Consider the following 24,969-nt stretch of genomic DNA (forward strand, 5'->3'; position numbering starts at 1 on the left):
GGCGAGAGTGCTAACGCTTGGGGCAAGTAGGAGGGCCGGTCCAAGGCGTCAAGGCGACGGCTGCGAAAGAGGGGCGGATTCTGGCCTATTGACTCCAAGAGCTTTAAATTACAAAGTTCATTGTCTTTGTGAAACCCGAGGGGCCGCTCCGGCTCCGGTCACGAGGGGAGGAGAGAGAAGATGCAAGCGGTTCAAAAGGCGGCCCTGGCCGCCGCCCTGTCGTCCTTCGTGCTGATGGGGGCCGGTTCGGCCCTCGCCGGCGATGTCGTCATCACCGTGACCGGCGTTCAGGCGCGCGGCGGCGACCTGCTGGTCGGGCTGCAGACGTCCGCCCAGTTCCTGAAGCATGAGGGCGACCACGGCGAGATCATCAAGGCGCCCACGGCCGGGCGCCAGGTCGTCATCCTGAAGAACGTGGCGCCGGGGGACTATTCCATCTCGGTCCTGCACGACATGAACGGCGACCAGCAGATGGCCCTGTCGAACGGCATGCCCGCCGAGGGCTGGGCCATGTTCCGCGGCGAGACCCTGAGGGCCGCCCCGACCTTCGATCAGGTCAAGTTCACCGTGCCCGCGAGCGGGGGCGCCGACGTGAGCGTGGCCATGCAGTATCCGTCCGGGGGCTGAGCCGGACGGGCGAAACGGCTCCTGGCGCATGACCGGGAGCCGATTTCGGCGGGGGTGCAAGATGACTGGAAAATGAACAAACCCCCTTGGGGTCGTTCAGCGGGGGCCTCCTAAAAAGGGGACAACGGATCAACCGGCTTTCGAAAGGAGCCCCCGCCATGAAGACCATTTCCAAGATCGGCGTCGGCGCGATGGCTCTGACGATGCTGGCGGCCACACCCGCCGCCGCCCAGAACTATCGCGACCGTGACCGCGACAACACCGGCCGCGACGCCGTGATCGGCGCCGTCGTCGGCGGCGTCGCCGGCGCCCTCATCGGCCAGGGCGACGGACGCTATATCGCCGGCGGTGCCTTGGCCGGCGCCGGCCTGGCCGCCGTGTCTTCCGACAGCGACCGCGACAACTGCAACTATTACCGCGGCGGCCGCTGCTACCGGAACCAGGGCCACTGGGAGCGCGAGCACGGCGTCAACAGCCGCGACGGCTACTACAACGACCGCTACGAAGGCCGTGACAACGGGCGCTATTACCGCGACGGCCGCTACTGGCGGAACCACGGCGAGTGGCGCAGCCACCAGAACCGCCGCGACCATCGCCACGACCGCGACTATCGCTACGACCGCCGCTGGTAGGCTCCAGCGCCGCGGCGAATGAAGGCCCGGCCGCAACGCCGGGCCTTTTTCGTGGCCGGCGTCAGCGGACGCCGACGGTCAATGTGTAGTTGGCGTGCTCGTCGCGGCGAGCGGCGTTGCGCATCAAATAGACCCGCACGACGTAGTCGCCGCTGGACGGCAGAACGCCGCGCCAGTCGACGACATTGGCCGCCCCGTCCAGGGCCGTGCCGTCGCCGCGGCTGGGCAGGACGTTGAAATAGGCTGAGGCGTTGGTGGTCTGCATCCGCACGGTCATGGTCTGGCCCCGACGCGCGCCGACGACGTAATCGACCGAGTCATAGCCGTGCAGATTGCCGTGCAGCGTGGCCGAAGAGGCGCCGCGCGCGAACTGGACCCTTTCAGTGCGGCTGTGGTCCTGGGCGGCGGCCGGCAGGGCTGTGGCGATCAGGGCGGCGAGGAGAAGGGGCTTGAGCATGGGAGCTTTCCAGGTTGAGGCCGTGGAACGGTGAAGCTGGCCTCGAGGTTCCGCCGCGCTGGTTCTTAGGCAGCGGCTCTTTGCGCTTTTCCGATCAGGCCCAGATGGGTGACGCCAAAGGCGTCCGGCGACTTCAGCCCGTAGCCGAGGGCGCGGTCGAAGCCGATGTGGGCCAGCCAGATCAGGGCAAGGGCGGTCACGAAGCCGCCGCCGGTCAGCAGGCCCGTCGCCGCCAGCAGCAGCGGCCCGATCAGGCTGTGGGCGAGGTTGTAGGCCCAGGCGCCGAGGCGCGGCCCGGCCAGATAGCCGAAAAAGGACAGGTCGGGCGCCAGGAAGAGGGCGGCGAACAGCAGCCACCCCTGGCCGAACCGGGCGTAGCCCAGGACGGAGACGGCCAGCAGGGCCAGGCCCTCCAGCCTCTGCCAGATCGGGGCGACGACGGTCACTTCAGCAGCCGGGTCAGCAGGGCCGCCGTCGAGGGGTCGAGGTCGGGCGAGGGCGCGCCTGCCGCGACGTCCCTGAGCACGGCCTTGGCCAGCACCTTGCCCAGTTCGACGCCCCACTGGTCGAAGCTGTTGATGTCCCAGATCACGCCCTCGACGAAGGTCTTGTGCTCATAGAGGGCGATCAGGGCGCCCAGCGCCTGCGGCGTCAGCCGGTCCATGAGGATGGCGGTCGAGGGCCGATTGCCGGGGAAGGTCTTGTGCGGGGCCAGGCGGTCGGCCTCGGCCTCCGACGCGCCCGAGGCGATCAGTTCGGCGTGAGCCTGGGCCTCGGTCTTGCCCTGCATCAGGGCCTGGCCCTGGGCCAGGGCGTTGGCCCACAGCGGGCTTTCCGAGGTCTCGCAGCGCCCATCCTTCTCAAGAGTTCTGGCGACGATGATGAACTCAGCCGGGACCACCTGCGGCCCCTGATGGATCTGCTGGAAGAAGGCGTGCTGGCCGTTGGTGCCGGGCTCGCCGAAGACGACGGGGCAGGTCTGGCGGCCGACGGGGGAGCCGTCGCGGCGCACGCGCTTGCCGTTCGATTCCATCTCCAGCTGCTGCAGGAAGGCCGGCAGGCGGCGCAGGGCGTGGGCGTAAGGCGCGACGGTGCGCGACGGGCGATGCAGACCGTCGACATTATAGATCTGGGCCAGGGCCAGCAGCACCGGGGCGTTGGCCTCCAGCGGCGCTTCGAGGAAATGCCGGTCCAGGTCGGCGGCGCCGTCGAGGAAGCCCTGGAACACGTCCCAGCCCAGGCCGATGATGCAGCTGAGGCTGACCGCTGACCACAGGGAATAGCGGCCGCCGACCCAGTCCCGGAAGGCGAAGGTGCGCCCGCAGCCGAAGGCGGCGGCCTTCTCGGGGGCGGCGGTGACGCCGATGAAATGCTTGTCCATGCCCTCGGCCGGCAGGGACGCGGCCAGCCAGGCCCGCGCGGCCTCGGCGTTGGTCAGGGTCTCCTGCGTCGTGAAGGTCTTGGAGACGACGATGACCAGGGTGGTTTCCGGCTCCAGCCCGATCAGGGTCTCGGCCATGTCGCGCGGATCGACATTGGCGACGAACCTCACGTCGATCACCGGATCGAGCGGACGCAGGGCGTCCCAGATGAGGCGCGGCCCCAGGTCCGAGCCGCCGATGCCGACGTGAACCACGGCCTTGAAGGGGCGGCCGGTCGCGCCTGTCTCCAGGCTGGAGCGGACGGCATGGGCGTAGTCGCGCATCTGGCCGCGCGCCCGATCGACCTCGGCTGAAACCGCTTCGCCCAGAGCGCGGAAATCGGCGCTCGGCGCGGCGCGCAGGGCGGGGTGAAGGACGGCGCGTCGCTCGGAGGCGTTGACGGCCTCGCCGTTGAACAGGGCGGCGCGGCGGCCTTCGACATCGGCGGCGCGGGCCAGATCCAGGGCGGCCTCGAACCCACCCCGGGTCCAGCTCTGTTTCGTCAGGTCCAGGTGCAGGCCGGCGGCGTCCACGGACATCCGGCTCAGCCGGTCGGGATCGGCGGCGAACTGGTCACGGATGCGGGCCTCCGCGTCGCGGCGGGCGACGGCTTCCAGTTCGGTCCAGGCGGCGTGGGGCACGGTCGTCTCCAAAAGCGGCGATCTGCAAGCCCTCGTTTACGGCTCAGGCGTATGAGGATTCAATCGAATGCGTGCAGCATAGCTTTTAACAAGGTTTTCGCGCGCGATCTGAAAAAGGAAGCGCCATGTCCTGTGGTCTCGCCCTCGCCGCCGCCCTGATGCTCAGCGACCCGTCCGTGGCCGAGGCTGCGGCTCAGCCGCCGGTCGCCGCCGACGCCCCCGTCTCGGTCGCGCATGAACCCCTGTTCGCCGATCTGGTGGAGCGCTCGGGTTCGCTGAAAGCCATCGTCGACGGTTGGATCGCCTCGGGCGCGGCGGACGCCGAGGGCTTCCTGGCCGGCGCCGCCTTCACCGGCTTCAAGGCCCAGGCGACCGAACTGGCCGCCCGCGACCTGCAGGGCCATCTGGTGCTGAAGGAACGCGGTGCCGACAACGACCTGAAATGCATCCTGCGCGGCATTTCCGAGGATATGCCCAAGAGGGTCGCCGCCCTCGAGGCCGCCCCCAACGCCGCCGAACGCAAGATCGCGCTGGAAGAACTGGCCTATCTGCTGAACGACAACGTCGAGGTCATCACCTCGCCGCCTAAACCGGCCGTCTGAAGACGGTCGGTTTAGGCTTTCTTTGGGGGCCTATCGCCCTTCGGGCTACTTGAGGCCCATTTTTGAGAGCTGACCGCCCGTCGGGCTACCTGAGGCCGCTTGATCTGGGGGCTTCTGAGCCGCGCTCGGCTCAACGCTCGCCGAGGGCGTCGACGATCACGCCTTCGGTCAGCAGTTGCGGCAGGATGCGCGGCTCGGGCTGGTCGGGCGTATAGAGCAGGTAGAGCGGCACGCCCGAGCGGCCGTGGCGCTCCAGTTCCGCCGTGATGGCGTCGTCGCGGCGGGTCCAGTCGGCGACCAGATAGACGGCGTCATGGGCTTTCAGCGCGGCGCTCGTCTTGGCCGAGGACAGGGCGGCGCCCTCGTTGATCTTGCAGGTGACGCACCAGTCGGCGGTGAAGTTGACCAGCACCGGACGGCCCTCGGCCAGGGCTGCCTGCGTCGCCGTCTGGGACCAGGGCTGCGACGGCAGGTGGCCAGAGGTCTGCGCGCGGTCGTCTGAGGCGGGCGCGGCGCGGGCGGCCAGGACGCCGAGGCCCAGCGCCGCGACCAGCGACAGGGCGGCGGCGACGGCGGCGAGCCGGCCCTTTCCTGAGGCGGCCTGCGACTGGCCGTAGAGCCACAGGGCCAAGGCCAGCATCAGGCCGGCGCCGAACAGCAGAGCGAGCGCGTCTGCGGTCTGGCGGCCATAGACCCAGGCCAGCCACAGCGCCGCGCCGTACATGGGGAAGGCCAGCAGGTTCCTGAGCGTCGCCATCCACGGACCGGGGCGCGGCAGGCGGGCCAGCAGGCCGGGGCTGAGGCTGATCAGCAGATAGGGCAGGGCCAGGCCGAGGCCGAGCATGAGGAAGACCGCCAGCGCCATCGGCCACGGCATCAAGAGGGCGGCGCCGAGCGCGAAGGCCATGAAGGGGGCGGTGCAGGGCGCCGCCACCACCACGGCCAGAACCCCGGTGAAGAAGGCGCCCAGCGCGCCCGGCAGACGCGCCAGCGGGCCGTGGCCGGCGCCCTGCAAGCCCGCCCCGATGTGGAAGACGCCCGACAGGTTCAGCGCCACGGCCAGCATCAGCAGCGACAGGCCCGCGACCACGCCGGGCGACTGCAACTGGAAGCCCCAGCCCAGCGCCTGACCGCCCGCGCGCAAGGCCAGAAGCGCCCCGGCCAGAATGAGGAAGGTCGCCAGCACCCCGGCCAGGAAGGCCAGACCGTCGCGGCGCGCCTCGGCCGGGTGATGGGCCGAACGGCTGAGCGCCGCCGCCTTCATCGCCAGAATGGGGAAGACGCAGGGCATGAGGTTGAGGATCAGCCCGCCCAGCAGGGCGAACAGGGCCGCCTGAGCAAAGGCGCTCAGGCTGACGGGCGCTTTAGCCGGGGTTTCCCCGCTGGCCAGGGGGCCGTTTCCGGTCGCGCCGGGCAGGGCCGGGCCGGGCGTCGCAGAAATCTCCCAGGCGCCCAGATCAGTGGCCAGGACGCCCGCGACCGGACCCTTCAGTCCTTCGGCGCTCAGGCCGCGCCCGGCGGCGACGGACAGGGTCAGGCCGTCGGGACCGCGTTGGCCGGTCTGGACGGCGGCATGGTCGACGACGCCGCCTTCGAAGGGAAAGAAATAGGCCCATTTCGGCGCGGCGCCGGCCAGCGGCCCGCCGGTCGCCGTCAGGGTCAGTTGGCCGTCGACGAAGGCGGCGCGGGCCTCGATCCCGGCGGGGCGCGGGGCCGACTGGACCACGGACTGGATGGCCGCGCCCCAGCGCGGGTCCAGCGGGGCGGCCCCGTCCTGAACCTTGAGGTCCAGCGTCAGGTCGAGGTCTTCGGGCACGCACATCTGATCGCTGCAGACGAAGAAGTGCGCGGTCGTCTTCAGTCGCAGGACCTGGCCCGGCCGGGCGTCGGCGGGCACTTCGACGGGGACGGGCAGGAAGACGGCGTCGGAATAGCCGTAGTTCATCAGGGTTTGGAGCCGCTGACGCTCGGGCAGGGGCCAGACGATCTCTCCGGCCTTGACCCCGGCGGGCAGGGTCCAGTCCAGGGTGGTCGGGCCGCCGGAATCCCCCTGATTGCGCCAATAGGTGTGCCAGCCGGGCTGGATCTTCTGGCGCACGGCGACGACCGCAGTCGAGCCGGGCGCAGCCCAGGCGCTCATGGCGACCAGTTCCGCCTCGATCCGCTCGGTGCGCTGGGGGCCTGAGGGGGCAGTTGCGCCCGCCTTCAAGGCTTCGTCCAGGGCGGACGGAGCGGCCGAAGCCGAGGCGGCGGCGAAGGTCAGCCAGACGAGGAGGGCGGCGAGAAGACGCAAAAGACGGCACCGGACGATGGAGGACGTGCCGCGACCTTAGCCGCCGCGCGCGCCTACAGCCACCGTCCCGCGACGCCCGGTCGCATCGGCGCCTGGGTCTAGCGTCGGGGCTGGGCCTCGATCACCACCTCGGTGCGACGGCGCAAGGGATCGTTGACGCCGTTGACCACGGCGCCGTCGGCGCCGGCGGCGGCGACCTCGAAGGCGGGGGCGGGCAGGCCGACTCCGGCCAGGGCCTCGGCCACCGAACGGGCGCGGCGTTCGGACAGGGACTGGTTCGAGGCCGCCGTGCCTGTGCGGGCGTCGGCCAGGCCGAGGACCTGAACCTTGGTGACGTCGCAGCCCTGAAGCTGGGTCGCGGTCAGGCTGATGGCCTCGCGCGCGGCCATGGTCAGACGGGCCTGATCCTGGTCGAAATAGACCTCGAAGCGCTTGGCGGCGCAGGCGGCGGGATTGCTGACCAGATCGCTGCGCTCCTTATAGGCGCCGGGCGTCGAGCAGCCGGCCAGCGCGAGAGTCAAGCCGCCGACGACGGCGACAGGCAGGATCGGTTTCATGAAAAGCCCCTCAACAAACGCCCAGCCCCGGGCGCGACATCACGAACAGCAGGTTAGCGGCAGAAAGCAAAAAGGGCGGCCCGCGCAAACGGACCGCCCCTGAAACCTGACCCGAAAAGCCTTCGGGCGCCAGCGTTCTTAGTAACGACGCTGGCCGTTCTCCCAGTAGCATTCGCTCTGGCGGTTATCGTAGCAGTAGTAGTAGCGGCCCTGGTTGTCGCGATAGCGCTGCTGGTTGGCGCGGTCCTGGTTCGAGCCGCGGATGGCGCCGGCGGCGCCGCCCACCACGGCGCCGATGGCCGCGCCGGTGGCGGCGTTGCCGCTGCCGACCTGGTTGCCGATGATGGCGCCGGCCACAGCGCCGATGCCGGCGCCGATGGCGCCCTGACGCACGGTTTCGTTGGAGCCGCCGCCGTAATACGGATCACTGGCGCAGGCTGTGACCAGAAGGCCGGCGCCGGCGATGGCGATGATCGCCTTGTTCATGGGTCTGTCCTTCATCCGGGGTTGCTCCCCTGAAACCGACAGAACGCTGCGCAAAGGCGGCGGTTCCGGGATGGAGGCGTCAAGCTTCACATTATTTCGTTCGAGCGTCGCCGTTCAGCGGAACCGGGGCGTGAAACGAGACGTTCGCCGCCCATGACTGACGCTTCTGCGCCCGCCGCTTACCCCGACACGCCGCGTCTCACGCCGCGCGTCGCGATGAAAAGGGTGACGATCCTGGTCAATCCCCTGTCCGGCGGCGTGGGGCCGCAGGCCGCCGACGAAGCCGAGGCCATCCTGTCGCTCTATGATTTCGAGGCGACCGTGATCACGCTGGAGGGGGCGAAGATTCCCGATCAGATCGCGGCGGCGCTGGAGGCCAAGCCCGACGTCCTGTTCGTCCTCGCCGGCGACGGCACGGCGCGGTCGGTGGCGACGCGGGCGGGGGCCAAGGGGCCGTTGATCGCCCCCTTGCCGGGCGGCACCATGAACATGCTGCCCAAGGCGCTCTACGGCACCGGCGACTGGAAGCTGGCCCTGCGCCGGGCGCTGGAGGAAGGCGCGCCCCAGGTGGTCTCCGGCGGGGTGGTCGAGGGCGAGGCCTTCTATTGCGCCGCCATTCTGGGTTCGCCCGCCCTGTGGGCCCCGGCGCGCGAGGCGATGCGGACCGGAAAGCTGAAGCTGGCCTGGATCTACGGGCGACGCGCCCTGAAGCGGGCCTTCACCGGCCGCATCCGGTTCAGCCTGGACGGCGCCGCGCTGCGCCGGGCCGAGGCCCTGGTGCTGATCAGCCCGTTGATCTCCAAGGCCATGGTGAAGTGCGACGGGCTGGAGGCGGCGGCGATGAACCCGTCGGACGCGGCCCAGGCCTTCCGTCTGGCGGCCCACGCCCTGTTCGACGACTGGCGGCACGACCCCAATGTCACGACCATGCCGGCGCGTTGGATCACCGTTTCGGCGCGCTCGAAGATTCCGGCGGTGATCGACGGCGAGCCCATGCTGCTGGGCCGCGACGCCAGCGTGACCTTTTTGCCGCGCGCCTTCATGGCTCTGGCGCCCCGACTTTCCGGGACCGGGCCGCAGGCGGCGGAGGACGGCGCCTGATGGGCCGGGTGCTCCAGTTCTCGGACGTGCATTTCGGCTGCGAGCACGTCCACGCCGTCGCGGCCGCGCTCGACTACGCCCACGTGACGCCGCACGATCTGGTGCTGATCACCGGCGACATCACCCAGCGCGGGCTTCCGGACGAATTCGCCGCGGCGGGCGCCTGGGTCCGGGCCATGCCCCAGCCGGTCTTCGTCACCGTCGGCAATCATGACGTGCCCTATTGGGACGTGATGGCGCGGCTGTTCTGGCCTTGGCGGGCGTTCGAGCGCGCGATCGGCCATCCGGCCCACGACCATGAGTTCCGGCGCGGCCATCTGATGGTGCGCGGCGTGACGACGGCGCGCGGCTGGCAGGCGCGCGCCAACTGGTCCAAGGGGGTGATCGACCTGAACCAGACCCGCCGCGCGGCCGGCGCCCTGCGCCATGCGCCGATCGGGGCGCTGAGGATACTGGCCTGTCACCACCCTCTGATCGAGATGATCGGCACGCCGATGACCGGCGAGGTCAAGCGCGGCGACCAGGCGGCCTTGATCTTCGCCGAGGCGGGCGTGGACCTGATCACGACTGGCCATGTGCATGTGCCCTTCGCCCTGCCTGTGGAGCTGGGCGTCGACCTGCCGGATCGCTGTTCCTACGCCGTCGGCTGCGGGACCCTGTCGCATCGCGAGCGGGGCGCGCCGCCCAGCTTCAACCGGATCGAATGGGATGCGGCCGAGATCGTGGTGACGGCGGTGGTCTGGACCGGGCGCCGGTTCGAGGATCACCAGACCTGGCGCCTGCCGCGTCGGCAGGACACCCGCCGCGCCGAGACGGCGCCCGACCCCGCGACGCCCGGCGAGAAGGAGGCGGCGATCGTTTGATCCGTCAGGCCTTCAGCCAACCAGGCTTTCGGCCACGAAAAAGGCCCCGGCGATCCGCCGAGGCCTCTTGTCCGTCAGGCGCGCCGATCAGCGACGGCGCGAGCGGCTCTTTTCGGTAAAGGCGGCCGCCACCATGGTGGCCAGGGCCGGATTGCGCAGGAAGATGAAGCCGCCGGCCAGGGCCGCCGCGGCGCCCAGGAGAGGGCGTTCCTGGAACAGGTGGAAGGCGCGCATGCCCAGGCTCTCGGGCTCCTGCTCTTCTTCCTCGTCCTCGCCGTGCGCGCGGCGCACGAAGACCAGGGCGATGATCAGGGCGATCACCGCGAACAGGGCCGAGGTGATGGCCGCCGCCGCCAAGGGCGAGACGACCAGCGCCAGCAGATAATAGACCGTGGCGCCCAGGGCGACCATGGCCACGAAGCCCGCGCCGGCCGCGACGAAGGTCGCGACCGCGCGATTGATCAGCCCCCGCCCGATCATCAGCGGCGACGACCGGCGATGAGCAGGCCCAGCACGAAGCCGACGCCGAGCGCGATGGCGGTCGACTGCACCGGGCGCTCCTGAACCCGCTCGACGACGTAGCGCTGGGCTTCCTCGAAGCGCTCGGCGGCTTCGTCGTAATATTCGCGGCCGCGCACGCGAGCGTCGTCGTAATAGCCTCTAGCCTTTTCGCGCAGCTCCTCGCCCTGCTCGCGCAGGCGGGCTTCGGCGTCGGCGGCCTTTTCTTTCAGGCGCTGCGTTTCCTCGCGCGCGCCGGTCTTCAGATCCTCCTTGAGGGTCTTCAGGTCGTTCTTGATGTCTTCCCGAGCCTTGGTCGTGGCCATGATGCGCGCTCCGCTGGGTGTGTAAGCTTGACGATTAAATAGAGAACCCCTGCCCCGAACGCCACACCGACGATCAAGGTTCCTGCAATGCAGCATGGTTCCAGCCGCACCGCGACCCGTCTTCTGGCGTCGAACGGGACGGCGTCCTAGAAGGAACGCCATGACCCAATGGCTGTTCCCACCCGCGCCTGCGCCTTCCCTGCCCATCCTCGGCGACACGCGTCGTTTCCCGGTTCGCCGCATCCTCTGCGTCGGCCAGAACTACGCCGCCCACGCTCGCGAAATGGGGGCCGATCCGTCCAAGCCCGCCCCCTTCTTCTTCGCCAAGCCGGCCGACGCCCTGGTCGTGGACGGGGCCGATCCGGCCTATCCATCGGCGACGGAAAACCTGCATCACGAGGTCGAACTGGTCGTCGCCGTCGGCGAGGGCGGAAGGATCGCCGGCTGGGCCGTCGGCGTCGATCTGACGCGGCGCGACCTGCAGGCGGAAGCGAAGGCCAAGGGGCGGCCGTGGGAGGCGGGCAAGGGCTTCGACCAGTCGGCCCCGTGCGGCGCCCTGACGCTCGGCGTCCTGCCTGACGCGGGCGCGGTCATCGAACTGAAGGTCAACGACGAGACGCGCCAGTCGGGCCGTCTGTCCGACATGATCTGGGATCCGGCGGGCATCCTGGCCAAGGCCAATGAGCTGTGGGCCTTGCAGCCCGGCGACCTGATCTTCACCGGCACGCCCGAAGGCGTCGGGCCTCTGGTTCCGGGCGACCGGGTCGAGGCGACCATCGACGGCCTGGCCTCGCTGAGCTTCACGGTGCAGCCATGATCCTGCACGGCTATTGGCGCTCGGGCACCAGCTACCGCACCCGCATCGCCCTCAATCTGAAAGGCCTGGCCTATCAGACGGCGGCGGTCGACCTGCGCACGGGCGAACAGAAGTCCGACGCCTACCTCGCGCTGAACCCGCAGGGGTTGGTCCCGGCGCTGGAGACCGATGACGGCCAGGTCCTGACCCAGAGCCCGGCCATTCTGGAATGGCTGGAGGAGACGCATCCGAGCCCGGCCTTGCTGCCGTCGCTGGCGGGCGACCGCGCCGTGGTGCGGGCCATGGCGGCCCTGATCGGCTGCGACATCCATCCGCTGAACAATCTGCGGGTGCTGAAGGCGGTGCGCGATCTGGGTGCCGATCAGGCGGGCGTGGACGCCTGGGCCGGGCGCTGGATCCTCGACGGCTTCGCTGCGCTGGAGGCTCTGGTGGTGCGCCACGGCGAGGGCTGGTGCTTCGGCGGTGCCCCGACCCTGGCCGACTGCTACCTGATCCCGCAGATTTATTCGGCGCGGCGTTTCAACGTCGATCTGACGCCGTTTCCGCGTCTGCTGGAGATCGAAATGCGGGCGGATCTGCATCCGGCCTTCGTCGCCGCGCATCCGGCCAGACAGCCAGATGGGCAGCCGGATGCGGATTAAGCCTGTTCGTTCACCAAGGGCGTTGATTTCGGTCAATCTCCCTTAAGCTTTGGCGGCGAAAGTGACGGCGTGAGATTCGCCGTCCCGCCCTCTCCGGCCGACCGGCTCGCCATCGCTGTGGTGACTGAGCCTGAACGGTCCCGACCGCTGCCGCCCGGCCAGCGGGAGGACGCCATGCGTCATCTGCTGCAGACAGCGGGCGACGCGGGCGTCGGCCTGGTCGCGACCCGGCCCGAGGGCGATGTCGAGCGCCTGCTGGGTCAGGCCTGGCCTTTCCCCTCGCCCTTCCGCGTCACCGTGCGCACCGTGCCCCTGGCCGACGGTCTGGACCGGGTCGAGGCCCGCGCCCGTCGCTCCTTGGAACGCATGGGCCTGCCGCGCGGCGACGCCGTGCTGGTTCAGAACGCGTCTGATCTGGCCGGGGCCGAGGGCCGCGCCCTGTGGGCCCGGCTGACGGCGCTGAAGGAACGCGGCGTCTTCCGCAAGATCGGCTTCGTCGCCACCGTCGAGGACGGCCCGGCCCTGATCGCCCGCCGCTTCCAGCCCGACGTGGTGCAGGTCGCCGGCAACATCCTGGACCAGCGCGCCGCGCGCGGCGGGGTGATCGAGGATCTGGCCGGCCAGGGCGTCGAGGTGCATCTGGCCTCGGTCTTCGCCCAGGGCCTGCTGTTCGCCAACCGCGAGAGCCTGCCGCCCGAACTGGCGGCGCACGGCATGGCCTTGTCGCGCACGCGCCGGCGTCTGGCCGAAGCGCGGGTCGATCCGATGCAGGCGGCGCTCGCCTATGCCCTGAACCTGCCCGGCGTGGCCTCGGTGATCGCCAGCGTGGCCTCGGCCGCCGAACTGCGCGCCATCCTGGCCGCCTCGCACGCCGCCAAGCCCGACATCGACTGGGACGCCCTGGCGCTGGACGAAGCCCCGGCCGCCGTCGCCTCGCGCCTGCGTGTGCACGTCAGCAACGCGGCCTGATCCACAGGCCAGAAGGCTTTCCACGCCCGCCTGTGCATGACCGCCGCCGATCCTGCTTGAGACGAACGGGGCGATCCGTCACCCTGTCCGGCGTATGAACGCGCCCCTGTCCCATCCCCCGCAAGCCGATCTGAAGCCCGACGCCGGAACGACCCCGGTCATGGCGCAATTCCTGGCGGCCAAGGCGGGTCAGCCGGACGCCATCCTCTTCTTCCGCATGGGCGACTTCTACGAGCTGTTCTTCGAGGACGCGGAAAAGGCGGCGGCGGCCCTGGGCATCACCCTGACCAAGCGCGGCAAGCATCAGGGCGAGGACATCCCCATGGCCGGGGTGCCGGTCCATGCGCTGGACGGCTATCTGGCGCGGTTGATCCGCATGGGCTTCAAGGTCGCCATCTGCGAGCAGTTGGAGAACCCGGCCGAGGCCAAGAAGCGGGGCCACAAGGCGGTGGTCCATCGCGGCGTCGTGCGGGTGGTGACGCCCGGCACCTTGACCGAGGACACTTTGCTGGACGCGCGCGGGGCCAACCGTCTTGCGGCGGTGGCGGTGCGAAAAGGAAGAGCCGCCGTGGCTGTGGTCGAGCTGTCGGCGGGCGCGGTGGACTCGGTGGCTTGCGACCTGAGCGATCTGGGCGCGGCGCTGGCGGCGTTCAGGCCGTCGGAAGTGCTGGTGCCCGACCGTCTGTTCTCGGACGAGGCGCTGAAAGGCGCGCTGGACGGTTCCGGCGGCGTGGTTCAGGCCATGCCGCAGGCCCTGGCCGAGCCGGTCGGTGCCCGCGACCGGGTGCAGCGGCTCTATGGGGTTTCGGCGCTGGACGGCTTCGGCGCCTTCGAGGAGGCTGAGGTCTCGGCGCTCGGTCTGATCGCCGCCTATCTGGAGACGACCCAGGCCGGCAAGATTCCGGCCCTGGCCCCGCCGCGCCGCTCGGGCGAGAGCGGTTTTCTGGCCATCGACCCGGCGACGCGCCTCAGCCTCGAGATCGACCGGACGCAACGCGGCGAGCGCGACGGCAGCCTGCTGCATTCGATCGACCGCAGCGTCACCTCGGGCGGGGCGCGGGCGCTGGCTGAACGCATATCGCGGCCCCTGCGCGATCCGGCGGCGATCAACGCCGGGCTGGACGCGGTGGAATGGCTGCTGGAGCGGCGCGATCTGCGGCGCGATCTGCGCGACGGGCTGCGCGCCTCGGCCGACGTGGCGCGGGCCACCTCGCGGCTGGCCCTGGGACGCGGCGGGCCGCGCGACCTGGCGGCCATCCGTTCGGGCCTGACGACGGCGCAGGGGCTGGCCGGCCTGTTCGCCGCCTCGACCCATGATCCGCTGGCGGGGCCGCCGACGCGCGTGCTGGCCTGTCTCGACCGGCTGACGCTGGACGGCGAGTTGTCGCATCTGCTGGCCGATCTGATCGACGGCCTGATTGAGGAGCCGCCGCATCTGGCGCGCGACGGCGGCTTCGTGAACCCTGGCCACCGGCCCGAACTGGACGCCGCCCGCACCCTGCGCGACGACAGCCGCCGCGTGGTCGCCGATCTGGAGGCCCGCGCCGTGGCCGAGAGCGGCGTCGCCTTCAAGGTGCGCCACAACGCCGTCCTGGGCTACTTCCTCGAAGCCTCGGCCAAGGCGGCGGAAAACCTGTTGCGCGCGGGCCCCGACAGCCCCTTCATCCACCGCCAGACTCTGGCCAACCAAGTCCGCTTCACCACGATCGAGCTTTCCGAACTGGACGCCAGGATCAGCCAGGCCGGGCATCGCGCCCTGGCCATGGAGGGCGAGACCTTCGAGACCTGGCGGCGCGAGACAGCGCGGCTGGCCGCCCTGTTGCAGGGCGTGGCCGAGGCCCTGGCCGAACTGGACGCCCACGCCGCCCTGGCCGAATGGGCCGAGGAGGTCGGCGCCGTCCGCCCCGTGGTCGACGACAGCCTGTGCTTCGACGTCGAGGCCGGACGTCACCCGGTGGTCGAGGCGGCGGTGACGGCGCAGGGGGATCCCTATACGCCGAACAACTGCCGACTGGCCGGCGACGGCGCCGGGGCCTCGCGCCTGTCGATCGTGACCGGGCCGAACATGGCCGGCAAGTCGACCTTCCTGCGCCAGAACGCGCTGCTGGTGGTGCTGGCCCAGGCCGGGGCCTTTGTCCCGGCCCGCGCCATGCGGCTGGGCGTGGTGGACCGGCTGTTCAGCCGCGTCGGCGCCGGCGACGATCTGGCGCGCGGCCGCTCCACCTTCATGATGGAGATGGTCGAAACCGCCGCCATTCTGACCCAGGCGACGCCGCACAGCTTTGTGGTGCTGGACGAGATCGGGCGCGGCACGGCGACCTATGACGGTCTGGCCATCGCCTGGGCCACGGCCGAGGCCCTGCACGAGACCAACCGCGCCCGCACCCTGTTCGCCACCCATTATCACGAGCTGGCGCGGCTGGAGGAACGGCTGGACCACGTCTGCAACCTGTCGATGAAGGCGCGCGAGTGGAACGGCGACCTGGTCTTCCTGCACGAGGCGGCGCCCGGCGCGGCGGACCGCTCCTATGGCGTGCAGGTGGCCAAGCTGGCCGGCGTGCCGACGGCCGTGGTCGGCCGCGCCCGCGAGGTGCTGGAGCGGCTGGAGAGCGAGAAGGCGGCGACGGCGCGACTGGACGACCTGCCCCTGTTCGCCGCTGTGGCCGAGCCGCCGCCTCCCCCAATGAACTCGGCGCTGGATGACGCGGTCGCCGCCATCGACCCGGACGAGTTGACCCCGCGCGAGGCGCTGGAGGCGCTCTATCGGCTGAAGGGCCTGTCCCGCCCGTGACCTCCCCGGCGGCCTTGGACGCGCGTCTCGTCGAAGCCGCCTCGGCGCCCGATGCGCGCGCCGCCGTCACGGACCTTTTGCGCGAGAGTTTCGGCATCGACCGCGCCCGCATCGCCCGGCGGCTGGAGGGCGGCGTCGACGGGGCCGAGGCGGCGCGTCTCTACGCCGCCGCCGCCGATGTCATGCTGACCAGCCTGTGGCGGGTGGCGACCGAGGTGCTGCATCCGGCGCCGCAGGATCGTCTCAGCCTGCTGGCCGTCGGCGGTTACGGCCGGGGCGTGCTGGCGCCCTTCTCCGATCTCGACCTGCTGTTCCTGCGGCCCGGCCAGGGGGCCAGCGCCCGCGCCACGGCGGTGATCGAGTTCGTCCATTACGTCCTGTGGGACCTGGGCCTGAAGGTGGGCTCGGCCTCACGCTCGGTCGGCGAGACGCTGGATCTGGCTCGCAGCGACATGACGGTGCGGACCACCCTGCTGGAGGCGCGGGTTCTGGCCGGCGACGCGGGTCTGGGCGAAGGCTTGCTGAAGCGGTTTCGCGCTGAAGTGGCCAAGGCCGACCCCCGCCCCTTCATCGCCGCCAAGATGGAGGAGCGCGACGTTCGTCTGCAGAAGACGGGGGCGGTGCGCTATCGCGTCGAGCCCAATATCAAGGACGGCAAGGGGGGCTTGCGTGACCTGAACACCCTGTTCTGGATCGCTCGCTCGCTGGCGCCCGACAGCGAGCGCGGGCAGGCGGCGCTGGAGGGCCTGCTGAGCGCACGCGAGCTGCGCAGCTTCCGCGAGGCCATCGGCTTTTTGTGGAGCGTGCGCATCCACCTGCATCTGGCGGCGGGGCGGGCCGAGGAGAAGCTGACCTTCGACTTCCAGCCCGAGATCGCGCGGCGCATGGGCTGGCGCGGGCGCGGCGACGAACTGGCGGTCGAGCGCTTCATGCGGCGATATTTCCAGGTGGCGCGCGAGGTCGGCGCCCTGACCCGCGCCATTTCGGCCCAGTTGGAGGCCCGCCAGCAGAAGAAGGCGCAAGGCCTGACGCGCGGCCTGTCGCGGTTGATCCCGCGACGGCGAGCGAAACTGGCCTTCGACGGTCTGGCCATCGAGGGGGGGCGGCTGACGGTGACGGGGGGCGGCGTCTTCGCCCACGACCCGGTGCGGCTGCTGCTGCTGTTCGTCGAGGCCGACCGGCTGGATCTGGATCTGCACCCCGACGCCTTCGCCGCCGTGATCCGCGCCCTGCCTCTGGTGACGCCGGCGCTGCGGCGCGACCCGAGCGCCGCCGAGGCCCTGCTGACGGTGCTGGCGCATGGTCAGAGGCCCTATCGCATCCTGTCGATCATGAACGAGACGGGACTGCTGGGCCGCTTCTTGCCCGAGTGGGGGCGGATCGTCGGCCAGACCCAGTTCAACATGTACCACGCCTATACGGTGGACGAGCACACGCTGCAGGCCGTGGGCATCATCAACGACATCGCGCGCGGCAAGCTGGAGGCCGACCACCCGGCCTCGACCGCCATCATCCACCGCATCGCCGACATCGAGGTGCTGATGCTGGCCATGCTGCTGCACGACGTGGGCAAGGGCGGCGACCGGGGGCAACTGGAGGACGGGGCTATCGCCGCGCGGCGGGCCTGCGAGCGGCTGGGCGTCGACCCGCGCCGCATCGAGCTGGTGATCTGGCTGGTGCGCCATCACCTGCTGATGAGCGACTACGCCCAGAAGCGCGACGTATCCGACCCCTCGACGGTGCGGGCCTTCGCCGAGGCGGTGGGCGACCCCGAGCGTCTGCGGATGCTGATGGTCCTGACCGTGGCCGACATCCGCGCCGTCGGGCCGGGCGTGTGGAACGGCTGGAAGGGTCAACTGATGCGCGCCCTGTTCGAGGCGACCGAGGCCCTGTTCCGCGGCGACGCGGTGACGCGCGAGAACCCGCTGATCGACCACCCGGCCCTGGTCGAGCGCGCGCGACGCGAAGGCGCGGCGGTCGAGGCCCTGCCGCCGGACACCTTGCTGGAGTCCACCGCGCGGGTGGCGGTGGCGGCGGCCGACCGGCCCGGCCTGTTCGCCGACCTGGCCGCGACCTTGGCGCTGGCAGGTGCCGACGTGGTCGGGGCGCGGCTGGCCACGGCCGAGGACGGCACGGCCCTGGACGTGTTCGAGCTTCAGGACGGGGCGGGCGAGGCCTATGGCCGGCGCGAGCCGCGTCGGCTGGCCATTCTGGTCAAGGCGCTGGAACGGGCGGCGCAGAAGGGCGCGCGGACCTCGGCGGTCGAAACGCCGCGCGTCAGCGCCCGCCGCGCCGTCTTCGCCGTGCGTCCGGTGGTGCGCATCGACACGGAGGCCGGGACCAGCGCCGTGGTGGTCGAGGTCTCGGGCGCGGACCGACCCGGCCTTCTGGCCGACCTGGCGCGGACCATCTCGGCGCACGGCTATTCGACCCGCTCGGCGCATATCGCCAGCTTCGGCGAGCGGGCGGTGGACGGCTTCTACATCACCGACGCGGACGGCGCGAAGCCGACCGACAAGGCGCGGCTGGAGGGGCTGAAGGCCGGTCTGCTTGAGGTTCTGGACCGCGCGCCGCAAGGCCCGGCGGGCCGTCGCATCGTTCCCGTGCGCGCCAGCGTGCGCGACGTCTCCGATCTGGAAGGCTCGCTTGGCCGCAAGCCCGTATCCAGCGGGTCGCGGGCGCGCTAAGGCGTTTGTCCGGGCGAACACAGAGACAGCCGTGAACGACAAGACCGACCCCATCGAACCGGCAGCCCCGGTCCCGGCCGCCAACGCCACCGTCGAGCCCATCGTTCAGCCCCCGGCCGCCTCGGCGACGCTGGACGGCGAGGTTGCGGCCAAGGGCGGGGGCGTCATGCGCTCCTCGGCCATCTTCAGCGCCATGACCCTGCTCAGCCGGCTGGCCGGGTTCGCGCGCGACGTGGTGATCTCGGCGGCGCTGGGGGCCTCGGCGGGGCCGGCGGCCGACGCCTACAACACCGCCCTGAACTTCCCCAACCTGTTCCGCCGCATCTTCGCCGAGGGGGCCTTCGCCGCCGCCTTCGTGCCGGCCTACGCCAAGACGCTGAAGACCGAGGGCGAGGCCACAGCCGACCAGGTCGCCACCGACGCCCTGGCCGCCGTCGCCGCCGTGACCGTGGTCCTGACCATCATCGCCCAGCTGTCGATGCCGTGGCTGATGACGGTCATCAACATCGGCTTCCTCGACGATCCGGCGCGCTTCAAGCTGGCCGTGATCCTGACCCAGATCACCATGCCCTACCTGCCCTGCATGGCCGTCGCGGCTCTGCTGAACGGGGTGCTGAACGCGCGCGGGCGCTTCATCGTCTCGGGCGCCTATCCCATCCTGCTCAATCTGATCATGCTGGCCGCCGTCATTCCGGTGAAGGGGGATCAGATCCAGTCGGCCTACGCCGCCTCCTGGGCGGTTCTGGTCGCCGGTTTCGCCCAGGCGGGCCTGTGCTGGTGGGCGGCGAGGAAGGCGGGCGCCAATATCCGCCTGACCCTGCCGAAACTGACCCCGGCGGTGAAGGCCATCATCATCACCGCCATCCCGGCCGTGATCGGCAACAGCGCCACCCAGATCAACGTCTTCATCTCGCAGAACCTGTCCAGCTTCGTGGCCGGGGGACGGACCTGGCTGGCGACGGCGGACCGGCTGTATCAGCTGCCGCTCGGCCTGGTCGGCGTGGCCATCGGCATCGCTCTCTTGCCGCGCCTGTCCTCGGCGGTGGCGTCGCAGGATCATGCCCAGCAGCAGGCCTCGATGGACGAGGCTGTGGCGCTGTCCATGGCCCTGACCCTGCCGGCGGCGGCGGCCCTGATGGCCATGCCCTATTTCCTGATCGACGCCCTGTTCACCCGCGGGGCCTTCCTGCAGGTGGACGCCGTCAACACGGCCCAGGCCCTGTTCCAGTTCGGCTGGGGCGTGCCGGCCTTCGTCCTGATCCGCATCCTGGCCCCGGCCTTCTTCGCGCGCGGCGACACTCGGCGGCCCATGGCCTTCGCCCTGGTCTCGGTGGCGGTGAACGCGGTGCTGGCCATCGCCCTGTTCAACCTAGGCATGGGCATTTCGGGCATCGCCGCCGCCGTCAGCGCCTCGGCCTGGGTCAACGTCCTCTTGCTGGGCGCGACCCTGTGGCGGCGTGGCCATTACCGCCCCAGTCCGGCGGCGGCCTCGCGGCTGGTGCGCATTCTGCTGGCCAGCGTCGGTCTAGGCCTGGTGGTCGGCGTCGCCTCCTGGGCGCGCCCCATGCTGCAGGCCCCGGTTGAGGCCCTGCTGGGCGCGATCGGTTCGGATCACGGCGCCAAGGAGCTGACCCTGCTGGCGGTCGTGGCGGCGGGCGGCCTGACCTATGTCGTCCTGGCCTTCGCCACCCGCGCGGTCACGGTGGCCGAGGTCAAGGGCCTGATCCGGCGCGCACGCTAGGGACGGCGTCCGCAGCCTTGCCCTTCCCCGCCTGAACCGATAAGCGCGAGGGCATGGCTCTTTCGGGACATCCTTTCGCCGCTCGGCGATGGCGCGGCTGACTGTTCACCGCCTGACCCCGCACGCCCGCGCGTGCGCCGAACCCAGCCTTCAAGCTTCCCGAGAAACCATCCCATGACTGACCAGACCCCGGCCCCCGTCGCTTCGGCCCCGGCTGCGCCTGCCTATGCCGGTCCGCGCCGCATCCTGTCCGGCATCCAGGCCTCCGGCGCCCTGCACCTGGGCAACTACCTGGGCGCGCTGAAGCGCTTCACCGAATTGCAGGACACGGGCGCGCCCCTGTTCGTCTTCGTCGCCGACATGCACGCCATCACCGTCTGGCAGGAGCCGGAGAAGCTGGCGGCCCAGACGCGCGAGATCGCGGCGGCCTATCTGGCCTCGGGCCTTGATCCGGCCAAGGCGACCATCTTCCCGCAGTCGGCGGTGCCGGCCCACGCCGAGCTGGCCTGGATCTTCAACTGCGTCGCCCGCCTCGGCTGGTTGGACCGGATGACCCAGTTCAAGGAGAAGTCGGGCAAGCACAAGGAACGCTCCAGCGTCGGCCTCTACACCTATCCGGTGCTGCAGGCGGCGGACATCCTGCTCTACAAGGCGACCGAGGTGCCGGTCGGCGAGGACCAGAAGCAGCATCTGGAGCTGACCCGCGACATCGCCGCCAAGTTCAACAACGACTTCGGCGCGCCGGGTTTCTTCCCTCAGCCCGAGCCCCTGATCCAGGGACCGGGCACCCGCGTCATGTCCTTGCGCGACGGTTCGGCCAAGATGAGCAAGTCCGATCCGTCGGATCTGTCGCGCATCAACCTGACCGACGACGCCGACACCATCGCCGCCAAGATCAAGAAGGCCAAGTCGGACATGGATGTCCTGCCCGACACGCTTGAGGGTCTGGACGGCCGGCCCGAGGCCAAGAACCTGGTGGCCATCTACGCCGCCCTGTCGGACACCACGCGCGAGGCCGTTCTGGCCGAGTTCGGCGGCCAGGGCTTCGGGTCCTTCAAGCCCAGGCTGGCTGAGCTGGCCGTCACCTCCATGGCCCCGGTCACAGCCGAGATGCGCCGCCTGATGGCCGACCCGGCCGAGATCGACCGCGCCCTGGCCGTCGGCGCCGAGCGCGCCCGCGAGGTTGCTCAGCCGGTGGTGGACGAGGTCAAGAAGATCGTCGGCTTCTGGCAGGGCTGATCGGCGGCTTTCGGACGTGACGGCGCCGCGGCGGCTTTCGCCGCGGGGTCTTCGCGCCTAGATCGTCGGGTCATGACCCATCCTCTTGATCGCGCCGTCTTCAACGCCCTGACGACACGCCTGTCGCGGTTTACGACACCCGATTCCGGGGCGGCCGCCGTGCGTCTCGATCCGGAGGTCGGCGTCTTTCTGGCGGCGGCCGACGCCACGGCGCAGAGCCGTAAGGCTTTGACCGAACTGGCGCGGCGATACCCCGGCGCCGGACTGGTCGAACGTGAGGACGGACCGATGGCCGGGGTCCTGCCCGAGGGGGCGCCGATCGCTGGACAGGTCGCTCTGGTGCAGATGACGGCGACGGCTCTGACGCCGGTCGGGCTGACCGCGCCGCTGGACGGCGTGATCGAGGTGCTGGGTGAGGCGGACGCCCCCGCCATGCTGGCTCTGGCCACCCTGACGCGGCCCGGCCCGTTCCGCTCGCGCACCCGCGAACTGGGCCCCTTTGTCGGGATCAAGCAAGACGGCGAACTGGTCGCCATGGCGGGGCGGCGGCTGCGCGTCGACGGCTTCACCGAACTGAGCGGGGTCTGCACCCGCCCCGATCATCGCGGCAAGGGCTACGCCGCCGCCCTGTCCCGCATCGTGGTCAGCGAAATTCTGGCGACAGGGGAAGCGGCCTTCCTGCACGCCTTCGCCGATCACGAGGCGACCATCACCTTCTATCGGGGGCTGGGATTTCAGGCGCGGGCGCGCATGATCTATACCTCGCTGGGCGAGGGCTAGAGGAGAGGTCAGATGAGCGGACACGGCGCAGTGGTGGAATGGACGCGGGGCGATCAGGCCTTCGTCGACAAGCGATACAGCCGCGCCCACGTCTGGCGCTTCGACGGCGGGGCGGTGGTGCCCGGCTCCTCGGCGCCCTCGGGCGTGCCGATCCCGCTGTCGGACCCGGCGGGCGTGGACCCGGAGGAGGCGATGATCGCCTCCCTGTCCAGTTGCCACATGCTGTGGTTCCTGGCCTTCGCCGCCAACGCCGGTCTGACGGTCGACCGCTATCTGGACGAGGCCTCGGGCGAACTGGACAAGAACGCGGCGGGCAAGCGCTATCTGGCGCGCGTCGCCCTGAACCCGCTGACGAGTTTTAGCGGACGTCAGCCGGATCAGGCCGAACTGGACGCCCTGCACCACGCCGCGCACGAGCATTGCGACATGGCCCATACGGTGCGCTCCGAGATCACGGTGACGGCCCGCCTGGGCTGATCGTCAGGCGTCGGGCGCCACGTCCTTGAGGAAGGCGGCGAAGCGGCGCAGGGCCTCCAGCGTCAGCTCGGGGTGGTGGCGCATGGGGCCGTTGCTGGTCGGTTCGTCGAAGGCGTGAGTGCCCTCGGCGATCCAGCTTTCGACCTCGGAGCCGCAATCGCGGATCATGGCGTTGACCCGTTCGGCGTTCGACACCGTGGTCAGGTGGTCGCGCTTGGCTGTCATGGCCAGGACGCGGGGGCAGTGCCGCCACGGCTTCATCCGGTTGAAGGCCCAGAAGCCCACATAGGGGTAGGCCAGCCACACCGCCTTGACCCCTGACAGATCGGCGGCGCCGGGGTCGGCCACGCCCATGCGGCCCGGTTGCGGGTCCTCGCTCATCATCTCCATGATCGACCAGCCGCCGTGGCTCCAGCCGGCCAGCGACAGCATGGTCGGATCGACGTCGGGACGCTTTGAAATCCCGTCGATGGCGGCCAGCAGGTCGCCCGCCCGCTCATAGCCGCGCAGTACCAGACCGGTGCAGACCGTGGTCAGGGTGAAGGCCCGGTTCCAGCCGCGCGGGGCGTAGGAATCGATGATGAAGGCGCGCCAGCCTGCCGCCTTGGCCGCCTCGGCGTAGCGCGGCAGATGGTCCCGCAGACCCCCGCAGCCGTGGAACAGCAGCACCGCCGGACGCGGCCGGTCGTCGTCGGGTCCGACCACGGTCGTGTGCGGTTCCAGCATGGCCCAGCGGGCTTTGAGCGTATCCATTCTCCCAACTTAATGGGTCGTGGTCGTGAGGGAAGGGTCTTGCGGTTTCGATATATCGATATATCTATGCATCAATTCGATATATCTGAGTGAGGGAAGCGACATGAGAGAATCCAAGGGGATCGAGAAAACAGGCGGCGGTCTGGGACGCGGCCGTCACGGCGGACATGGCATGGGCGGCGGGTTCAGCCGGGGTGGGCATGGCCGCCACATGCGACCCGAGGGCGGGCGCGGACCGGGCATGGGCGAAGGCCGAATGCGCGGCGAGCGCCACGGCCGACGCGGCGGCGGCGGACGCATGTTCGAGCACGGCGCCCTGCGCTGGGTGCTGCTGTCGATGATCGCCGACAAGCCGAGCCACGGCTATGAGCTGATCAAGGCGATCGAAAGCCGCATGGGCGGGACCTATGCGCCCAGCCCTGGCGTCATCTATCCCAGCCTGGCTCTGCTGGAGGACATGGGCGCCGTCAGCGTCGCCGCCGAGGGCGGCAAGAAGCGCTACGCCGTCACCGACGAGGGCCGTCGTCTGCTGACGGAAAACGCCGAGGCCCTGGCGCACATCGAGATGAAGATGAAGGCCCTGCGCGGCCGGCCCGACCGTCCGGCTCGCATCGCCCAGGCCATCGAGGCCTTCCGCACGGCGACCCACCAGCGCCTGACCCAGGAGCCGCCGCTGAGCGAGGCCGAGGTCGAGGCGATCGCCGATCTGATCGAGGCGGCGGCGGAAAAGGTGCGCCAGGCATGACCGAGACGCTTCTGCGCCTGCCGCGCCGGGTCCGCCATGAACTGAAGTTCCGCCGCGCCCGCGTCGAGACGGTCGAACAACTGACGCCGGTGCTGAAGCGGATCGTCCTGACCGGCGACGAACTGGAGGGCTTCTTCAGCCCCGGCTTCGACGATCATGTGAAGATCTTTCCCGCGCCGCGCGGTCAGGCGGTGATCCTGCCGACGCTTGGGCCGGACGGTCCGGTGTTTTCGGAGCCGAAGCCGGTGGCGCGCGACTACACCCCGCGCGCCTTTGACGCCGCGAACCGGCGGCTGACCATCGACTTTGCGGTCGGTCACGGCGGTCCGGCGACCGCCTGGGCCGAGGCTGCGCAGGTAGGGGACGAACTGGGTCTGGGCGGGCCGCGCGGCTCCTTCCTGGTGCCCACCAGCTTCGCTGAGCACCTGCTGGTCGGCGACGAGGCGGCCATCCCCGCCATCGCCCGGCGGCTGGAGGAACTGCCCGCCGGGGCTCGGGCGGTCGCCTGCATCGAGGTCGCGGACGCCTTGGGCGAACTGGTTCTGCCCAGCGCTGCGAGTGTTGAAATCGTCTGGGTGCACCGCAACGGCGGCCCGCGCGGTCGGCCCGAGGCCCTGACAGCGGCGGCGGTTGAGGCGGCGGGCCGGATCGACCCGAGCGACGCCTATGTCTGGGTCGCCTGCGAGTCCTCGGTGGCGCGGTCGATGCGCGCCGCCCTGCTGGCCGCTCGCGCCTTCAATCCGAAATGGATGAAGGTCGCCGGCTACTGGCGTCTGGGCCGCGCCGGCTCGCACGAGGTGATCGAGGACTGACGCGGGCAAAAGA

At 70.4% G+C, this 24,969-nt stretch carries 25 protein-coding genes; 16 read left to right on the top strand and 9 right to left on the bottom strand.

Going from position 1 to position 24,969, the window contains the following annotated elements; genetic code table 11:
- The first annotated feature begins 180 nt into the window (after positions 1 to 180).
- Both AC3IS2_RS14720 and AC3IS2_RS14725 read left to right on the top strand, forming a co-directional pair.
- On the top strand, positions 181 to 627 hold the full coding sequence (locus AC3IS2_RS14720; RefSeq protein ID WP_489198531.1) for a DUF2141 domain-containing protein: 447 nt from the start codon (positions 181 to 183) through the stop codon (positions 625 to 627).
- Positions 628 to 785: 158 nt separating this feature from the next.
- Entirely contained in the window at positions 786 to 1,259 is a 474-nt protein-coding gene (locus AC3IS2_RS14725; protein WP_489198532.1) for a hypothetical protein, read from the top strand.
- 61 nt (positions 1,260 to 1,320) lie between these two features.
- On the opposite strand, the gene AC3IS2_RS14730 is transcribed toward AC3IS2_RS14725, so the two are convergent.
- From AC3IS2_RS14730 to pgi, 3 genes are all read right to left on the bottom strand, one after another.
- Complete coding sequence (locus AC3IS2_RS14730) at positions 1,321 to 1,716, bottom strand: hypothetical protein (RefSeq protein WP_489198533.1); 396 nt, start codon at positions 1,714 to 1,716, stop codon at positions 1,321 to 1,323.
- 65 nt (positions 1,717 to 1,781) lie between these two features.
- Positions 1,782 to 2,162, bottom strand: a complete 381-nt coding sequence (locus tag AC3IS2_RS14735) for a DUF4260 domain-containing protein (protein WP_489198535.1) — start codon at positions 2,160 to 2,162, stop codon at positions 1,782 to 1,784.
- Entirely contained in the window at positions 2,159 to 3,778 is a 1,620-nt protein-coding gene (pgi, locus tag AC3IS2_RS14740; protein WP_489198536.1) for a glucose-6-phosphate isomerase, read from the bottom strand. The genes AC3IS2_RS14735 and pgi overlap by 4 nt, the downstream gene beginning before the upstream one ends.
- A gap of 125 nt (positions 3,779 to 3,903) precedes the next feature.
- Between pgi and AC3IS2_RS14745 the strand changes: the two genes are divergently transcribed.
- Positions 3,904 to 4,380 (top strand): hypothetical protein, encoded by a 477-nt coding sequence (locus AC3IS2_RS14745; protein WP_489198537.1) that lies wholly within the window; start codon positions 3,904 to 3,906, stop codon positions 4,378 to 4,380.
- A gap of 130 nt (positions 4,381 to 4,510) precedes the next feature.
- On the opposite strand, the gene AC3IS2_RS14750 is transcribed toward AC3IS2_RS14745, so the two are convergent.
- The 3 genes from AC3IS2_RS14750 to AC3IS2_RS14760 all read right to left on the bottom strand — a co-directional run bounded on the left by AC3IS2_RS14750 (position 4,511) and on the right by AC3IS2_RS14760 (position 7,716).
- Positions 4,511 to 6,673, bottom strand: coding sequence for a protein-disulfide reductase DsbD family protein (locus tag AC3IS2_RS14750; RefSeq protein WP_489198538.1), 2,163 nt, complete (start codon positions 6,671 to 6,673; stop codon positions 4,511 to 4,513).
- Positions 6,674 to 6,771: 98 nt separating this feature from the next.
- A complete protein-coding gene (locus AC3IS2_RS14755; RefSeq protein WP_489198539.1) occupies positions 6,772 to 7,230 on the bottom strand; it encodes an OmpA family protein in 459 nt (152 codons plus the stop codon).
- Between the two features lie 138 nt (positions 7,231 to 7,368).
- Positions 7,369 to 7,716, bottom strand: coding sequence for a YMGG-like glycine zipper-containing protein (locus AC3IS2_RS14760; protein WP_489198540.1), 348 nt, complete (start codon positions 7,714 to 7,716; stop codon positions 7,369 to 7,371).
- A gap of 153 nt (positions 7,717 to 7,869) precedes the next feature.
- Between AC3IS2_RS14760 and AC3IS2_RS14765 the strand changes: the two genes are divergently transcribed.
- A complete protein-coding gene (locus AC3IS2_RS14765; RefSeq protein ID WP_489198541.1) occupies positions 7,870 to 8,817 on the top strand; it encodes a diacylglycerol/lipid kinase family protein in 948 nt (315 codons plus the stop codon).
- A complete protein-coding gene (locus AC3IS2_RS14770; protein ID WP_489198542.1) occupies positions 8,817 to 9,680 on the top strand; it encodes a metallophosphoesterase family protein in 864 nt (287 codons plus the stop codon). Before AC3IS2_RS14765 ends, AC3IS2_RS14770 begins: the two co-directional genes overlap by 1 nt.
- Before the next feature lie 87 nt (positions 9,681 to 9,767).
- On the opposite strand, the gene AC3IS2_RS14775 is transcribed toward AC3IS2_RS14770, so the two are convergent.
- Both AC3IS2_RS14775 and AC3IS2_RS14780 read right to left on the bottom strand, forming a co-directional pair.
- The gene (locus AC3IS2_RS14775; protein WP_489198543.1) at positions 9,768 to 10,160 is read right to left on the bottom strand and encodes a phage holin family protein; all 393 of its coding nucleotides are present in this window, start codon (positions 10,158 to 10,160) and stop codon (positions 9,768 to 9,770) included.
- A complete protein-coding gene (locus AC3IS2_RS14780) occupies positions 10,160 to 10,504 on the bottom strand; it encodes an ElaB/YgaM/YqjD family protein (RefSeq protein ID WP_489198544.1) in 345 nt (114 codons plus the stop codon). The genes AC3IS2_RS14775 and AC3IS2_RS14780 overlap by 1 nt, the downstream gene beginning before the upstream one ends.
- A 160-nt stretch (positions 10,505 to 10,664) precedes the next feature.
- Here AC3IS2_RS14780 and AC3IS2_RS14785 point away from each other — a divergent pair, with 160 nt between their 5' ends.
- From AC3IS2_RS14785 to AC3IS2_RS14825, 9 genes are all read left to right on the top strand, one after another.
- Positions 10,665 to 11,321, top strand: a complete 657-nt coding sequence (locus AC3IS2_RS14785; RefSeq protein WP_489198545.1) for a fumarylacetoacetate hydrolase family protein — start codon at positions 10,665 to 10,667, stop codon at positions 11,319 to 11,321.
- Complete coding sequence (gene maiA, locus AC3IS2_RS14790; protein WP_489198546.1) at positions 11,318 to 11,962, top strand: maleylacetoacetate isomerase; 645 nt, start codon at positions 11,318 to 11,320, stop codon at positions 11,960 to 11,962. The genes AC3IS2_RS14785 and maiA overlap by 4 nt, the downstream gene beginning before the upstream one ends.
- 120 nt (positions 11,963 to 12,082) lie before the next feature.
- Positions 12,083 to 12,931 (top strand): aldo/keto reductase, encoded by an 849-nt coding sequence (locus AC3IS2_RS14795; RefSeq protein ID WP_489200164.1) that lies wholly within the window; start codon positions 12,083 to 12,085, stop codon positions 12,929 to 12,931.
- Positions 12,932 to 13,025: 94 nt separating this feature from the next.
- Positions 13,026 to 15,722 carry a DNA mismatch repair protein MutS gene (gene mutS, locus AC3IS2_RS14800; RefSeq protein ID WP_489198547.1) on the top strand — a complete coding sequence of 899 codons (2,697 nt, stop codon included), beginning with the start codon at positions 13,026 to 13,028 and terminating at the stop codon, positions 15,720 to 15,722.
- A gap of 14 nt (positions 15,723 to 15,736) precedes the next feature.
- Complete coding sequence (gene glnD, locus AC3IS2_RS14805; RefSeq protein ID WP_489198548.1) at positions 15,737 to 18,409, top strand: [protein-PII] uridylyltransferase; 2,673 nt, start codon at positions 15,737 to 15,739, stop codon at positions 18,407 to 18,409.
- A gap of 31 nt (positions 18,410 to 18,440) precedes the next feature.
- The gene (gene murJ / locus AC3IS2_RS14810; RefSeq protein WP_489198549.1) at positions 18,441 to 20,150 is read left to right on the top strand and encodes a murein biosynthesis integral membrane protein MurJ; all 1,710 of its coding nucleotides are present in this window, start codon (positions 18,441 to 18,443) and stop codon (positions 20,148 to 20,150) included.
- A 174-nt stretch (positions 20,151 to 20,324) separates the two neighbouring features.
- Entirely contained in the window at positions 20,325 to 21,389 is a 1,065-nt protein-coding gene (trpS, locus tag AC3IS2_RS14815) for a tryptophan--tRNA ligase (protein WP_489198550.1), read from the top strand.
- Positions 21,390 to 21,461: 72 nt separating this feature from the next.
- A complete protein-coding gene (locus AC3IS2_RS14820; protein ID WP_489198551.1) occupies positions 21,462 to 22,169 on the top strand; it encodes a GNAT family N-acetyltransferase in 708 nt (235 codons plus the stop codon).
- Between the two features lie 12 nt (positions 22,170 to 22,181).
- Complete coding sequence (locus AC3IS2_RS14825) at positions 22,182 to 22,646, top strand: OsmC family protein (protein ID WP_489198552.1); 465 nt, start codon at positions 22,182 to 22,184, stop codon at positions 22,644 to 22,646.
- A 3-nt stretch (positions 22,647 to 22,649) separates the two neighbouring features.
- Here AC3IS2_RS14825 and AC3IS2_RS14830 read toward each other — a convergent pair whose 3' ends face one another.
- Positions 22,650 to 23,399 carry a dienelactone hydrolase family protein gene (locus tag AC3IS2_RS14830; RefSeq protein WP_489198553.1) on the bottom strand — a complete coding sequence of 250 codons (750 nt, stop codon included), beginning with the start codon at positions 23,397 to 23,399 and terminating at the stop codon, positions 22,650 to 22,652.
- 103 nt (positions 23,400 to 23,502) lie between these two features.
- On the opposite strand from AC3IS2_RS14830, the gene AC3IS2_RS14835 reads away from it, so the two are divergent.
- Positions 23,503 to 24,144, top strand: coding sequence for a PadR family transcriptional regulator (locus tag AC3IS2_RS14835; protein ID WP_489198554.1), 642 nt, complete (start codon positions 23,503 to 23,505; stop codon positions 24,142 to 24,144).
- Positions 24,141 to 24,956 (top strand): siderophore-interacting protein, encoded by an 816-nt coding sequence (locus tag AC3IS2_RS14840; protein WP_489198555.1) that lies wholly within the window; start codon positions 24,141 to 24,143, stop codon positions 24,954 to 24,956. Before AC3IS2_RS14835 ends, AC3IS2_RS14840 begins: the two co-directional genes overlap by 4 nt.
- Positions 24,957 to 24,969: the final 13 nt, after the last annotated feature.

The sequence above is a fragment of the Brevundimonas sp. KH_025 genome (assembly GCF_057839885.1).

What these genes read in the sequence shown, in the direction of transcription:
- AC3IS2_RS14720 (WP_489198531.1), top strand. Translation starts at nt 181, where the DNA reads ATGCAAGCGGTTCAAAAGGCGGCCCTGGCCGCCGCCCTGTCGTCCTTC.
- AC3IS2_RS14725 (WP_489198532.1), top strand. Translation starts at nt 786, where the DNA reads ATGAAGACCATTTCCAAGATCGGCGTCGGCGCGATGGCTCTGACGATG.
- AC3IS2_RS14730 (WP_489198533.1), bottom strand. Translation starts at nt 1,716, where the DNA reads ATGCTCAAGCCCCTTCTCCTCGCCGCCCTGATCGCCACAGCCCTGCCG.
- AC3IS2_RS14745 (WP_489198537.1), top strand. Translation starts at nt 3,904, where the DNA reads ATGTCCTGTGGTCTCGCCCTCGCCGCCGCCCTGATGCTCAGCGACCCG.
- AC3IS2_RS14755 (WP_489198539.1), bottom strand. Translation starts at nt 7,230, where the DNA reads ATGAAACCGATCCTGCCTGTCGCCGTCGTCGGCGGCTTGACTCTCGCG.
- AC3IS2_RS14760 (WP_489198540.1), bottom strand. Translation starts at nt 7,716, where the DNA reads ATGAACAAGGCGATCATCGCCATCGCCGGCGCCGGCCTTCTGGTCACA.
- AC3IS2_RS14765 (WP_489198541.1), top strand. Translation starts at nt 7,870, where the DNA reads ATGACTGACGCTTCTGCGCCCGCCGCTTACCCCGACACGCCGCGTCTC.
- AC3IS2_RS14770 (WP_489198542.1), top strand. Translation starts at nt 8,817, where the DNA reads ATGGGCCGGGTGCTCCAGTTCTCGGACGTGCATTTCGGCTGCGAGCAC.
- AC3IS2_RS14775 (WP_489198543.1), bottom strand. Translation starts at nt 10,160, where the DNA reads ATGATCGGGCGGGGGCTGATCAATCGCGCGGTCGCGACCTTCGTCGCG.
- AC3IS2_RS14780 (WP_489198544.1), bottom strand. Translation starts at nt 10,504, where the DNA reads ATGGCCACGACCAAGGCTCGGGAAGACATCAAGAACGACCTGAAGACC.
- AC3IS2_RS14785 (WP_489198545.1), top strand. Translation starts at nt 10,665, where the DNA reads ATGACCCAATGGCTGTTCCCACCCGCGCCTGCGCCTTCCCTGCCCATC.
- maiA (WP_489198546.1), top strand. Translation starts at nt 11,318, where the DNA reads ATGATCCTGCACGGCTATTGGCGCTCGGGCACCAGCTACCGCACCCGC.
- mutS (WP_489198547.1), top strand. Translation starts at nt 13,026, where the DNA reads ATGAACGCGCCCCTGTCCCATCCCCCGCAAGCCGATCTGAAGCCCGAC.
- trpS (WP_489198550.1), top strand. Translation starts at nt 20,325, where the DNA reads ATGACTGACCAGACCCCGGCCCCCGTCGCTTCGGCCCCGGCTGCGCCT.
- AC3IS2_RS14820 (WP_489198551.1), top strand. Translation starts at nt 21,462, where the DNA reads ATGACCCATCCTCTTGATCGCGCCGTCTTCAACGCCCTGACGACACGC.
- AC3IS2_RS14825 (WP_489198552.1), top strand. Translation starts at nt 22,182, where the DNA reads ATGAGCGGACACGGCGCAGTGGTGGAATGGACGCGGGGCGATCAGGCC.
- AC3IS2_RS14830 (WP_489198553.1), bottom strand. Translation starts at nt 23,399, where the DNA reads ATGGATACGCTCAAAGCCCGCTGGGCCATGCTGGAACCGCACACGACC.
- AC3IS2_RS14835 (WP_489198554.1), top strand. Translation starts at nt 23,503, where the DNA reads ATGAGAGAATCCAAGGGGATCGAGAAAACAGGCGGCGGTCTGGGACGC.
- AC3IS2_RS14840 (WP_489198555.1), top strand. Translation starts at nt 24,141, where the DNA reads ATGACCGAGACGCTTCTGCGCCTGCCGCGCCGGGTCCGCCATGAACTG.